Source organism: Actinobaculum sp. 313, from assembly GCF_003073475.1.
Lineage (GTDB): Bacteria > Actinomycetota > Actinomycetes > Actinomycetales > Actinomycetaceae > Asp313.
In genome coordinates this window covers 735,698-748,784 of the sequence record NZ_CP029033.1, presented here as the reverse complement: position 1 = coordinate 748,784, position 13,087 = coordinate 735,698, and the positions used below count along the sequence as shown (strand labels likewise).

Genomic DNA, 13,087 nt, shown 5'->3' with positions numbered 1-13,087 from the left:
GCGGTCACAGATCTGTTGTTAACCCAACTGGTACTACTACCAGGTCCACTTCTCCGCGTTCCATACGACACCCGACTGCGTCACGTTACGCTCAACGTTCTTCAGTCCATTGGTATGCCCAACGATGCCAGGATGCTGATACAACGGGATATTGAAGAGGGTATCCCACTCTTCTTTCTCGATGATCTTCTTGGAAGACAGCCACACCTCAGGGTCGACAGAGGTCAGGACCTTGCCCCACTCCTCGTCCACGGTGGCGTTGGAGTAACCTCCGAAATTCTGCCCTCCGGTCGTCATCTGAATATTCGCACCGGAAACAACCTGACCGGAGCCGCTCCACGCGAAGAGAGCCACATCGTATGCTCCCTGATCGAGTTCACCGCCGGCGTCAAAGAAGGTGCTCGACCCAGCATCCTCGATTGTGAATCCTGCTTCCTCGCAGGAGGAGCGGATGAGATCCACCGTGTCGCTACGACGCTGATTCGGGCTGGAGTAGCCAATGCGCACCGTCGGGTTGGAAACACCGGACTCGGCAACCTTCTCCTTCGCCTTGTCGATATCGACCGTGTCGTAACGGCCGTCATAAGAAGTCTCCACGACCTCGTCATAGTCGTCGTCGGTCGGGAAGTACTCGCGGGCATTCATCACAACGGCATCACTGTTCAGCGGTTTGATCAACTGATCAACGATGTCCTGGCGCGGCACGCAGTATGCGAATGCCTCACGCAGCGCCTGGCCGCCTTGCCCCTCGGAGAATACCGAGGTATCGGCGAAGTTGAAATCAAGATGCTCCCAGATCATGGTGGACCCCTCAAGCACGGTGACGTTGTCCATGGCGTTGAGCTGATCCAGCGTATCCTGCGTTGCCTGCGGCTCAATGACGTTCACGTCGCCGTTTTGCAGCGCCTGCAGCTGACCTTCGGGCGCAATCTGCTTAATCACTAGTTCGTCAACACCAGGTGCTTCTCCCCACCAGTCGGGGTTCGGAACGAGGGTCACGTATTCGCCGGCCTTCCAGCCGCCTTCCTTGTAGGTGAAAGGGCCCCATGACGGAGCTTCATCACTGGACTGCAGCTCACCCGGGTTCTTGGCGATCCAGTTATTCCATTCCTCAGCGGCCTGCTGGGCGACCTCGAAATCCTCATTCTTGAAGGCCTCGAAAAGCTCTTCCTTCGTCAGACCGACCTTATCGGCGATGACGTGGGAAGGCATTGCACCGCTGACCACCAGTTCCCAATCCGGGTTCGGCTCGGAGTATGTGATGGTGAACTCGCGGTCACCGGCCTCGCACTGCGGACCGTCAGCGACCGGATTGGCGTAGGACTCAGCATCCGAAACATTATTGAACAGCGACTCCGCATTACCCGCATCGTCTACATTGCCAGCGGCAACTTGGCCGTCCTGAATCCACTTCGGGTTCTGACTCACCCAGTCCATGTAGTAGTCTTCACAGGTAATCGGTGTGCCACCCTGGTATACGGCCTTCTCGTTAATCGTGTACTTGACGGTCAACGGATCTTCGGAGAGCATCTCGTAGTCACCGAGGTCAGTGCCGTGTACCCAATTGCCCTTGGAATCAAAGTATCCGAAGCCGGGCATCATCCGGTCGTTGATGGCCGAGTTGCCAGTGGAGTACGTGGACGAAAGCCGGTTGTTGTAGCCGGCGTATTCATCGGCGCCGGTCGTAAAGGCGACAGTGCTGGCCGAGCCGCTGTCCACGGTTGCCTTCTTGCCACCATTGTTGTCATTGCTGGAGCTGCAGGCACTCAACGCGAGCGTGGCCGCGGCGCCTAGAGCCACCAGTGAGTAGATTCTCTTCATGGAATCCCCTTCTATCCATACTAGGGGGAGCTTGGCGAAGAACAGTCGGCAGGCGTCCGAACTCCGGCTCCCCAGCATCCGGGCCTAGTGCTCCAGCCCGTACGCGGTCTCCCGATCATATACCGTGATTCTTGATATCTCGGAATATGGAACTAATGTGGACAGCTACCGCTGCGGATATGCCACCTGTTGTGGAAACCAAAAGACCGGCGCGCCACCGGGAATTACTGCCTTTCCATCGACGTCGTCCCGCTCTCGTGTGCGGGAGAATCTCTGAGTGTAAGATCATCATTCAGCGAAACTTCCTCGCCCGGCGTAGCGGCAAATGGCTCGGGAGACGCCGTTACAGCGATGTCCGCAGCCGCGATACCCGCAGTACTCCCAGCTTGTTCAAGCGACTGCAGCGGAGGAACATCAAGCAACATGGCGCGCACGGCCGCCCGATCCACGACACCTTCCTCACCGGCAGGTATGGTGTCTACCACAATAACGCGCCGGGGAAGCTTGTACCCCGCCAGAACCTGGTCGGCGAAAGCCAGTAGGTCGGACACCTCCGGCCGGGGACTACCGCTATCGACCGTAATAGCAGCGGCAACGCTTTCACCCCAGATTGCATCCGGTACACCACACACCACCGCCTCGGTGATGCCGGGGTACTGGATGAGTACATCTTCCACCTCCGCGGGAAGCACGCTCTCACCGCCGGAGAAAATCACCTCCGAATAGCGCCCGGTTATGGTGACGACGCCGTCGGACATCTGCCCCAAATCGCCGGTGCGAAACCAGCCGTTGGGGAAGGTAGCCCTGCTATCAGCATCGTTATGCCAGTAGCGGGCCGCCACTGCCGGACCCTGGACGTCGACAACACCCACCTGTCCTTCTGGCAGGTCCTCGCCGGTGCGCGGATCAACGATCCGCATCGCAACATGCGGGAAAGGCCTGCCCACCGCGCCCGGATACTCGGCACAGTGTTCAAATGGTAGGTAGGCGATCGCGGCGGCTGTTTCAGGTAGTCCCCACACCGGCAGGGGGCGCAGGTGCCTGCTGGCAAGCCTTCCTAACAGCGGAGGCGGAACATGCGTGCCACCCACCAATGGCAGGCGCCAGGAACTGAGGTCACGCGTCGCAAAGTCCGGGTGCCCGGACAGCGCCAAGTACATGGTGGACATACCGAAGAACACAGTCACCCGGTGCGCTTCGATCATCTGTAGTATGGCAGCGGGGTCGAAGTCACGGGTGATCACCACATGCCCGCCACTGGCGAATAGATCGAGTGTCACGCAGTTAAAGCCACTGACATGCGACAGTGGTGCCGCTACTAGTGCGACGTCGTCGTTGTTGTAGCCCAGGGCGTCACGGAAGTTTCTCGACCCCCACCACAGGTTTTCGTGGGTCAGTTCCGTGCCACGTGGTTGGCCGACAGTACCGGCGACGAAGAAAATATCCGCCAAGCCTTCCGGGTAGTCATGCTGGTTCAGTTCCAGGGGCCCGTCGTCGGCTCCATCTGCAATAAATTCACCATCGAAAGCGATGAGAGCAGCTGTTAGACCGAGGTATCCCACCGCCAGTCCGGGAGTCAGCGGGCCGGCTTGGACGTCGTCGTCGATGACGAAATGCATAAGCGTTCCGGTGGAGGTGAAAGACCCTCTGGCAGCTACCTCCGGCTCGCAGATCACTGTGCGGGGCGAACAGAAATCCACCAAGGCCTGCAGCTCGAACTGCGTAAGGCGGAAGGACACCGGCACCAGCACCGCGCCAAGCCGCGCACAAGCAATGTGGAAGAACAAATGATACGGCGAGTTGTGAGAGACCAGCATGACGCGGTCACCAGCGCTCACCCCCACCTGCGCCAAAAGTTGCGCAAGGCGTCGAGTGGCCGTCGCCGCCTGAGCCACTGTCCACGATTGTTGACCATAGGTCAGCGACACTCGATCCGGGTGGTCGAAGGCGGCACGGTCCAGCGTGAACGCTGCGTTGAAAATCGGAAGTTTACGCAATAGTCCAGTACCCCTTCAGAATCTCGGCGAGTGCCCAAGAATCATAAACCCCGGATATCTCTCGGGCGGAATGCATGGACAAGAGTGGAATGCCGACGTCAACGGTGGTGATCCCCAGACGCGTAGCCGTGAGTGGGCCGATGGTACTGCCACAGGGAACCGCATTGTTGGAAACGAACTCCTGCGTCGGCAGGCCCGCTGCCTGGCAGGCACGCAGCCACAATGACTCACCCAGTGCATCCGAGGCGTAACGCTGCGCGGCGTTAACCTTAATGATCGGGCCGCGTCCGAGCAGCGGATAATGGTCTGGATCGTGCTTCTCCGGGTAGTTCGGGTTTATCGAGTGCCCCACGTCAGAACTCACGCAGCTACTACGAGCAAGCATGCGATAGTACTCGTCCTCGTCGGCGCCGAACGCTTGCGCTGTGCGGCGTAGCACCGCCTCCAGCAAAGGACCGGACGCCCCCGTTGTGGTGGCGGAACCGACTTCCTCATGGTCGAAGGCCGCGAAGACGGCAATATCGCCATGCGCAAGGGGGACCGCCATGTCTGCCCCCGTGGTCGGCTGCGCGGGCCTCTGCGCATTCGTCGCCGCATTGGTGGCCGCCCCGCGACGGAATCGGCGTTTCTTATGTGTAGCCGCGGCTCCCGCGCTGATCACCGCAGCACACAAGGCCACCACGGCCGCATGTACCGAGACCAGGTTGTCCTGCCGCCCGGACGCCAGGAAGGTATTCGAAATGATCTGCGGCGCCTGAGTGTCATATGCGTACAAGTCGGTGCCCGCGATCCGGTCCGGTTCAACACCGGCCGCGCGCGCAATCACCTCGAAGAGGTCGCACTGGCCGAGTGCCCACACAGGACGAAGGTGCCGCTGCGGATCAAGAGTCAGACCATCATTCGCACCGCGGTCCAAGTGGATTGCCAGCTGCGGGATCACCATCAACGCATCGGTGCGCAGAAGGTGAACCTCGCCGTCCAACGTCGTGACTCGCCCGGCTATGCCCAACTCACGGTTCAGCCACGAGTTGCGCAACAGCCCGCCGTAGGTCTCAACATCGACCTGCGCGAAACCGTATGCAGTAGAATTCGGGTTAGGCTTAAGTTTGAAACCGGGTGAATCCGTATGGGCTCCGACGATGCGGAAAGCACTGCCGGGCCCCACTTGCTCCGGCACCCACCACGCACACAAGGCTCCGCCACGAACCAGATAATGCCCACCGGGCGTGGCATCCCACGGCTCGGTTTCCTCCTGGCGTGTGAACCCGACCGCTGCAAGGCGGCGGGCTCCCTCTTCCGCCGCGTGATACGAAACCGGGGATGCCAAGATGAATTCGGCGAGGTCGCGTGCGTGTGCCAGTCGTGCGTCGCCGTTTACACCTTGGTCGTCGCCAAAGCTCTCCATCTGAACGGCGCCAGGGCCTGCCGGGCGGGTGTTGTTGCGATCTGCCATACCGCCGTTATCGATGACTGTCGCATCGTTGCGGTCCGCATCGCGGTACGCCGCGTCGTTGATGTCCGTATTGAGACCTGCCACGTGGCCATCGAAGAAGCCCAGAGCCTCCTGCGGGAAAAAATGATTCCCTAGCCGAGAACCGCCGGAAACTGAGCGGCCATCCGCCGGGTTACCGCGAGGTCGAGCCGAGCTGCCCTGTTTGGAGCCACCTACGCCGGAGCTGTGCGCATCCGTGCTCGCGGTTGAAGCGTCGCGGTCTAGCTGCGGACCAGCCGCGAGGCGCTGTTTTCGGTTACGCATAGGGACAAGTCTAAGCGCCTCCCCTGTGCGCGAACCAGCCATGTAACGAAAATTGACTGAGTCTTGAATAGCGTTGAACATTTCCCCTCGTCCGCGGCTTTTCGGGCAGGCACGTAGTTAGTCGGGAGCTTGAGAATGTAAGTGTCTGCTCGGTGTGGGGTGCGTGATTCCGATTTGGACTGTCGGCCTCGTTGCATTGTCTAGGAAGCCATCTGTTCGTAGAGTCCTATCACATGCCCCACTCAACACCGCGAATTCGGTACTCATATGGTGTTTTAGACACAGAGTCTGATCGCCGCAGCCGCACCGCTTGCCTCCAACTCTTGACGATATCGCGCAGAGAACTCTTGCATCCTCGCCGGATCGTGGCCAAACAAACGCCGTAGTTCGGTGCTGGCAACACCCAAGTTCGTTGCTGGGGCGACATCGCGGTCTCCCTCGTCGATGTGTGCCGCTTCTTTAGTGAGCTTCTGCGACCACATCCGGTCAACCAACACTCGATAGCCGTCTGCCTGGTCGACGTCCTCGTAAACACGTTGAACGCGAAAGACTGCCATAGTCCCAGCGTACGCCCGCCCGGAACCCTGCCGATCTCAGCGGCTGTGTTGCAGCGCGCTGTCCTGCCTGGACCGGCCCGGATGCTCTCATCGCCGCGTGGCAACGCATCAGAGACTGCCGTGCCCCAGCCGAGGCCCGCCCTTGCAGCCACGGCCATCCCGCAGCCATCGCGGGCGGCCAGGTCGTAGACACGCCCGACTGCTCCGGCCCACCGCTCCCCACCCACGTCCCAACCGCTCCTCGTGTGGCAAAGCTTGCAATACCTACTAGTTGGTATTGCACGCTACTAGGTTATACATCTATGATGGAGGCATTCAATGAGCCACACAACGTCGATATGTCGATCACGAACACCGGCAGGCCGATCAGCTCGATCAGGTCGAACAACGACATTGACATGTTGATCACGAACATCGACGGGTCGATCAACAACGTTGACGGGTTGATCAACAAAAGAGAGTCCGCCAGAGAAGAAACAGGCGGACTCTCCACGAACACTGACCACGTGCAAGAGAGGAGGAACGATGGCAGGCCAAACAACGCAAGCCACACAGCTACGCAAAGGCGTGCTTGAACTTGCAATCCTTGCCCTGCTGGACAAAGAACCCACCTATGGCGGGCAAATCGTCGCCGCATTGGCGGCCCACCCGGGCTCGACTCGGGGGCCGGAACCGTCTACCCCATCCTGACCCGGCTGGCCAAAGCCGGACTTCTCGCCACGAAATGGCAGGAGTCCCCCGTCGGACCACCGCGCAAGTACTACCAACTAACCGCCACCGGCCGCGATGCTCTCGCCGCCCAACACACCGCTTGGACGGCGATGTCATCCGCCTTAAACGCTTTACTCGGAGGTATCGATGCCTGACAACCTCAACGGACAGTTGTACCTACAAGAGCTCGATCACGAGCTGACACAACGGCGCATCGAGGAACCGCGCCGCACCGACATCCTGCGCGAGATCGAATCGCTCCTGAGCGACGGCACCACCCCTGAATCACTAGGTGCCCCCGCACGGCTCGCCGAACAACTTGCCGCCGTCGCCGCTCCCGGGGCAGAGGCTGATCCCGACGACGAAGGCAGCGGCGCAAACCCGAACCTCGATTTAAACTTCTCCGGCCTGTTCGACGCCGACGCGCGCGCCCGGCTGTGGGATCCCAGCTCCCCACGACTGTTCGTCAAGCGAGTGTTCGGCGCCGGAGCTGACCTGAACATGGGCGCGGTCGCCGTGAAACTTGGCCTGCTCCGCCCCGACGACGTCGACGACGAGGTCCTAGCAGCCATCCCCGAGTACATGCGCCGCATCGTGCGCTTCTTCCCGAGCGTGCTGGCAGCCGGAACCGTTGCCGCAACACTGACCGCACGACGACGAGGCAAGCGGCTCCCGCTGAACATCTCTCTGACGGGGAAGGTTCGTGGCACCATTGATCCAACACTCGGCACGGCCCTTCTCGGCGCAGCGAATTTCGGCACCGCCATCTGGGCGGCCCGCGAGGGGGATGATATCCGCGATGCACTAATCCGCGGATCTATGGGGAGTCTGCTGAACGCCTCACTGCTCAGCTCGGCGCTATTTGCGCTGAAGTCACGTGATGGACGCATCCATCCACTTTGGGTCCTTGGCGCCAGTGCCGCCTCCCTGGCCATCGAGCCGGTTCTCCTCATTCTGGCCACACGCTCTGGACTGCGGCACGTCACGGACGCCAACTCGGCACAAGTTCCTGGAGAGGTGCGATGAACGGACTGGACGCCTTTTTCGCCCTGCCAACCGCGGTGAAGGTCTTCATTGCCTGCTTGGCCTTGGTGCAACTGACACTGGCCGTAGTGGCCCTTGTGACCTTGGTACGCATGCCCGATTATCTAGTACCGCCAATCGGACGCACGCGGTCGTTGGACACCGGCATGCCCAGGGGTCAAAGCCGCAGGAACGGTGAGGCGGATGCGCGCGTGGATGCTGCCGAAACTCCTCCAGATACGGCATCGCAGGACAACCCTTCGCGCCGAACACGTCTGCTCTGGGCGGTCATTATTATCCTCGGTGAACTCGTCGGGCCGATTATCTTCTTCATCATGCGTTCACGCCACGCCCGTCTGGCGGCGGAGTTGGCGAACGATGCCACGGCCAAAAAAGGCCTGGGCGCCTCCTCCCGCCACGACACCCCTAGAACCACAAAAGTCGAGGCGGGTGTTTCCGCGCTGTACGACGACGGTCCAACACAGTACGACGACGGTTCCACGGCGACACATACGTCCCAGCGCCATGTCAACGAAACATTATGACAAGGCCGTGGTTGCATGCCGCAAGGAGACACGCGGCCCGGCGTCGCCTCGACGAGGCAACATGAAATGGCCATGGCCGCATGCCCAGCGATGCCACTCGCGGCAAGTTTTACTCGTAAGCGGCAAGTTCTACTCGTTGAGAGCACGAAAACACTGTGGTCACCGCACCCTTCAACAACACCTATGAATGATCCCGATGAACACTCCATACAAGGATGAGCACACACCAGAATCTCCGCACTGCGGCAGCGAGAAGGAGCACCCGTGACAGATGTAGAGTTTTCCAATGTTGCCCGCTCCTTCGGACGCGTGCAGGCGCTTGACGGCGTCAGCTTCCAGGTACCCAAGGGCTCAGTGTTTGCACTGCTCGGCCCCAACGGCGCGGGTAAGACGACGGCTTTGCGAATTCTGCTCGGCCTGGCGCGTGCCGACGCGGGAACCGTGAAGATTCTAGGCTCCCCTCCCGGATCGCGCTCCGCCCGGAGCGCCCTTGGGTATCTCCCGGATGTCCCGGCATTCCCCGAGTGGATGACGGCATACGAGTACCTGGAGTCCGTGGCGCGGCTGGTCGGCGTCCGCCCCGCCGCTGCAGCAAAGCGAATCCCGGCGTTGTTGGAAATGACAGACCTGGAGAAGGCCATGACTCGCCCGATTCGCGGCTACTCACGTGGCATGCGTCAACGGCTCGGCCTGGCGCAGGCACTGATCGGAGCACCCGAGTTGCTGGTACTTGACGAGCCTACCTCCGCGCTCGACCCGGCCGGCCGCCATGCCGTCCTGGAGCTCATTGCGAGACTGAGCGAGCACGCGACAATCATCCTCTCCTCTCACGATTTGTCCGACGTCGCCCAGGTCGCCTCGCATGCGCTGGTCCTTCGTTCCGGACGCGCATTGTTCTCCGGGTCCGTGGCCGAACTACGGACGTCTGTGGGCGGGCACAGCCTGCGCATCGAGTGCTCGGATCCGGAAGCACTGCTGCCGCTGCTGCGCGCCGAACCGTGGTGCCGGTCCGCAATTCGGCAGGGTACGGCTGTCCTCGTCCGAATTGCCGACGCCGACTCCGCTGCCACACTTTGCCGCGAGGGCACCGAACCGAGTGGTTCGGATCCGGGCGATCGGCGGACCAGCGCATTGGAGCCACGCGATTCCCGATCAGGTGACTCGCCAGGATACGGTATGCGGTCAGGGAACGTCGGCCCGCGCAAGGCAAGGCAACAGGACTCATCTCCGTACGACCGGGAACCGAGCTCTTCACCATCATGCTCGTCGCGGCCGGACTCGTCACCATCATGCTCGTCGCGGCCGTACTCGTCACCATCATGCTCGTCGCGGCCGTACTCTTCGCGCACCGGTGACTCGTGTTGGCGCGAAGCGGCGCAGCGCATACCGGCGCTTATCACGGCCGCAAACCTCGCCCTTTATTCACTCAGTTCCGAGGCCCCCACCCTCGAGGACGTCTTCCTTCACCTGACGGAGCAGCCATGATTGGATTCCCCGCCCTGTTTCACACCGAGCTGAATGCTGTACGGCGTACCTGGCTCGGGCGCGTCATGCTCGGCGTTTTCCTCGCCCTAGCCGTCATGTCCATCCTCATTGGGCGTTTCGGCCCCGAGTTTACCGAAGCCGTTATGGGCGACGCCTACGCGGGAATCGTTCCCGCTGCGAGTTGGGCTGAGACCTACGCGCAGTGGACGAAGAACCTGGCACAGCTAGCTATGATCGCCGTCATCGTTTCGGCGGGTGGGTCGACGGCGAGCCTCGTCTCGTCCGGCCGCGCTCGCCTACTCGCCGTGCGCCCAGCCGACCGTTCGGCCCAGCCGATAGCGGCCTTTGCCGCACGGGCGGTGGTACTCGTCGTCGGATGCATGTGTGGCGTGGCACTGTTGTACAGCCTGACTCGCCTTGCTTTTGCCGATGCTCCATTGCGCCAACTCCTCTTGGCGAGCGCGGCCTGGGTAGTAACTGCACTTGTATTCCTGGCACTGACCTGTGGCCTGTCCGCAGCGGTGTCCTCACCCGGCGCCGCAACCGGATGCGCCCTGGGCTGCTACGTGCTCTGCGCAGCGTTGAGTGGATTCGCACCCCTGGCGAAGTACACTCCGCTCGGGCTTATCGGAGCGCCGAATACGCTCGTCGGCGGCGGGACTGCGGCGTTGGCGGTGCCCGCACTAACCGGGTTACTTGTTGCTTGCTGCGCACTTACCATCGGTGCACATGCCTTCGCTCGGCGAGAGTTGTAAACTCCAAGCCGAGGTCTTCGCGACCAGGTGAAGCTGCTGGGCCCCGCGAACCTGCGAGGCCCCGCGAACCTGCGAGGCTCCGTCGACCTTCAGGGCCCCGCGAACCTGCGAGGCTCCGTCGACTATCGAGACCGCGCAGAGCCTCGAGAAGTGTCGGGTTTTTCAAGAAACTTCGCGAAAAAACCGACACTTCTCGCCAAACCCGATACTTCTTACCGCTCTCTTTGCCTCGTCCACCCATACCACCGGCGATGCCTACGCCTTCGCTCGGCCAGGCGCCCGCTGCAACAGTCCCAGGAGCGCAGGTGGCGCAGAGCGCGTCGGCGCGCCGCGCAGAACCATACTACCTCCAGCCCAGGCACACCCAGCGGACACCGCGCGCCATGCAGAACCATACTGCTGTGCACACAAGTGCTCTGGTTGCTGCAGGACCCCTCCTTATCCCGTGAGCCAGACCACGCCGAGTGGCGTTTGGCTGCCTGTTCTCGGGCGAGCATGTCCAAATCCCGTCCAAACGGAGCAAAACTGGATTGATTCAGTTTTAGGAATGGTGGAATGGTGCGGTTTTCGTGGCCCGAACGAAGTCCACTCTGATCGTTTGGACGGGATTTGGACACGCCCCTTTGCGGAGGCACACCAAGCTCCGCATTATGGTGTCTTTGGCCACTACACACGACACATCCAAATCGCCAACAGAGGTCCGCCCACACCCGATAAGTGCGTATTCGCAAAGCGCGCCGCACCTCGCCTCCTCACCAACAGATTTTCACTCGCGCCGACAAGTTTACGTCCCTCACCGAGCGGCTTTTCCAGCTCCCCGTACGCATCAACACCTCCCCTGTTGGTTGCTGGGTTCACACCAGCCCGCACCAACTCCCCATACACATCGACACCTCCGCCTGACGTGCCACTAGGTTCCACCCCGACCGCTATCAGGTGCAGATACTCGTAAGTTGGCCATAATGGCAAATGCGGAAATTGGCGGCGATTTTACCTGGGCACCCCGCGAGGACTTCCTCCCCGGGCACTACATACCACCAACCGCTTCCCTGTGCAGCGCTACTATCGCGGCATCAACCCCCGCCACACCTTTAACCGACGTAGGCCCTACCCCAGCGCGCAAGGACCCAAATCCCTTCGGTGTTGCCGCTACCCCACCCGCAGCACCTCCCTCACACACCACCCCACCCGCCATCAACCCACCCGCACCTGGAACATTTCACAGTCACACCGCAGTCCGCCCCAACGTTCGCACCTCACCAGGCGCCGCACCTCCGCCGCGTACCCCCTCTTCCAATGAAGCAGGCATCGCTCAACCACCCGTGTGGCCGACACGCGCCGTCGCCTCCGGCCGACAAGCGCTCAGTCTCGTCGCCAGAGCGCTGCGAGACCGTGGAATCAACCGCATCTTGGTACCCGCGTACTACTGCCTCACCATGATCGAGCCCTTCCAACTCGAAGGCATCAGCATCCAGCACGTGCCCGTCGGCACCGATCTACTACCGGATCCAGCCGCACTCGATAGAGCAACCGAACGCACCCCGGGCGCTGCGATTCTATTCGGCACAACCTGCGGTGATACCCCGTCCCCGCACTCGCAACACTCCTGAACGCGCAGGCCGAACGAGGCCGCGCCATCGTCGCCGATATCACTCATGCCGGGCCGGACACCCCGCCGCCAGACTATGCCACCTACAGTGTTCTCTCCCTCCGCAAATGGTTGCCGATTCCCGACGGCGCCTGGGCCCATGCCGCCCGGGGCGCCACTGCCCTGCCCGCGCCGACTCCGCCTGCACCAGATGATCGCGTCACCACGCTGAAGCTCGCCGGACTACGCGGTACCCCCACTCCGCAAGCCGAAGAAGCCGTTGACGCGGCCCGGGACCCAACCTCCATGAGCACTGCGGCCCGGCACCTACTTGCCGCGCTGGACATCGCCAAGATTATGAGTCGACGCCGCCGGCATGCCGCAATGCTTGTTCATTACCTGCGCGCCGCAAGCATCCCCGCCCAAGCCATCATCGCGGCCAGCGCCTACACCGTTGCCCTTCAGATGCCGCACGCCGAACAAGCGGCACAGCGCCTCGCACAGGAACATATATACACTCCGATGTATTGGCCATGCCCCAGCAGTTTCCCGCACGTGTGGCCGGAAGTGATGGCTCTTCCCGTTGACCAGCTACTTACTGGACACCTCCGGCTTACGACGTGTGGCAAGCGCTGCCGCTCAGGTCATCTCCACGGCGGTGCCTGGAAGCCAATAGTGTTGCCGTCACGCATGGCAGCGTCACGCGCGAACGATACACCACCGCCCGCACGGCAACATCACGCACAAACAGAGGCTCTCTGCACGACCGTTTCAACCGCGGTGCCTTTAGCGCCGTACCCGTGCTAGTCTCAGCACACATCCCGTGTACATGTCACCTCCGAAAGTAGG

Annotated in this window: 12 protein-coding genes; 6 read left to right on the top strand and 6 right to left on the bottom strand. The window is 61.5% G+C overall.

All coding sequences use genetic code 11. From position 1 onward, the window contains the following. Positions 1–36: 36 nt before the first annotated feature. The 5 genes from DDD63_RS03175 to DDD63_RS11970 all read right to left on the bottom strand — a co-directional run bounded on the left by DDD63_RS03175 (position 37) and on the right by DDD63_RS11970 (position 6,624). On the bottom strand, positions 37–1,821 hold the full coding sequence (locus tag DDD63_RS03175; RefSeq protein ID WP_108715151.1) for an ABC transporter substrate-binding protein: 1,785 nt from the start codon (positions 1,819–1,821) through the stop codon (positions 37–39). Positions 1,822–2,045: 224 nt separating this feature from the next. Continuing rightward, positions 2,046–3,818, bottom strand: coding sequence for an AMP-binding protein (locus tag DDD63_RS03170; protein WP_108715150.1), 1,773 nt, complete (start codon positions 3,816–3,818; stop codon positions 2,046–2,048). Beyond that, positions 3,811–5,574, bottom strand: a complete 1,764-nt coding sequence (locus tag DDD63_RS03165; RefSeq protein ID WP_205647307.1) for a M18 family aminopeptidase — start codon at positions 5,572–5,574, stop codon at positions 3,811–3,813. The genes DDD63_RS03170 and DDD63_RS03165 overlap by 8 nt, the downstream gene beginning before the upstream one ends. Positions 5,575–5,849: 275 nt before the next feature. Further along, positions 5,850–6,131: a DUF488 family protein gene (locus DDD63_RS03160; protein ID WP_108715149.1), complete on the bottom strand. Its 282-nt coding sequence runs from the start codon at positions 6,129–6,131 to the stop codon at positions 5,850–5,852. A gap of 292 nt (positions 6,132–6,423) precedes the next feature. After that, positions 6,424–6,624: a hypothetical protein gene (locus tag DDD63_RS11970; protein WP_125482416.1), complete on the bottom strand. Its 201-nt coding sequence runs from the start codon at positions 6,622–6,624 to the stop codon at positions 6,424–6,426. A 32-nt stretch (positions 6,625–6,656) separates the two neighbouring features. Between DDD63_RS11970 and DDD63_RS12385 the strand changes: the two genes are divergently transcribed. The 6 genes from DDD63_RS12385 (at position 6,657) to DDD63_RS11965 (ending at position 12,260) form a co-directional block, all read left to right on the top strand. Next, the gene (locus DDD63_RS12385) at positions 6,657–6,821 is read left to right on the top strand and encodes a hypothetical protein (RefSeq protein ID WP_205647306.1); all 165 of its coding nucleotides are present in this window, start codon (positions 6,657–6,659) and stop codon (positions 6,819–6,821) included. Positions 6,822–6,989: 168 nt separating this feature from the next. Beyond that, positions 6,990–7,868, top strand: coding sequence for a hypothetical protein (locus tag DDD63_RS03150; protein ID WP_108715148.1), 879 nt, complete (start codon positions 6,990–6,992; stop codon positions 7,866–7,868). Continuing rightward, on the top strand, positions 7,865–8,410 hold the full coding sequence (locus DDD63_RS03145; protein WP_108715147.1) for a hypothetical protein: 546 nt from the start codon (positions 7,865–7,867) through the stop codon (positions 8,408–8,410). The genes DDD63_RS03150 and DDD63_RS03145 overlap by 4 nt, the downstream gene beginning before the upstream one ends. 264 nt (positions 8,411–8,674) lie before the next feature. Next, complete coding sequence (locus tag DDD63_RS03140; protein WP_164505436.1) at positions 8,675–9,895, top strand: ATP-binding cassette domain-containing protein; 1,221 nt, start codon at positions 8,675–8,677, stop codon at positions 9,893–9,895. Next, positions 9,892–10,650 carry a hypothetical protein gene (locus tag DDD63_RS03135; protein ID WP_108715145.1) on the top strand — a complete coding sequence of 253 codons (759 nt, stop codon included), beginning with the start codon at positions 9,892–9,894 and terminating at the stop codon, positions 10,648–10,650. The genes DDD63_RS03140 and DDD63_RS03135 overlap by 4 nt, the downstream gene beginning before the upstream one ends. A 962-nt stretch (positions 10,651–11,612) precedes the next feature. After that, the gene (locus DDD63_RS11965; RefSeq protein WP_125482415.1) at positions 11,613–12,260 is read left to right on the top strand and encodes a hypothetical protein; all 648 of its coding nucleotides are present in this window, start codon (positions 11,613–11,615) and stop codon (positions 12,258–12,260) included. A 305-nt stretch (positions 12,261–12,565) separates the two neighbouring features. Here DDD63_RS11965 and DDD63_RS03125 read toward each other — a convergent pair whose 3' ends face one another. Continuing rightward, on the bottom strand, positions 12,566–12,748 hold the full coding sequence (locus DDD63_RS03125) for a hypothetical protein (protein WP_108715143.1): 183 nt from the start codon (positions 12,746–12,748) through the stop codon (positions 12,566–12,568). Positions 12,749–13,087 lie beyond the last annotated feature (339 nt).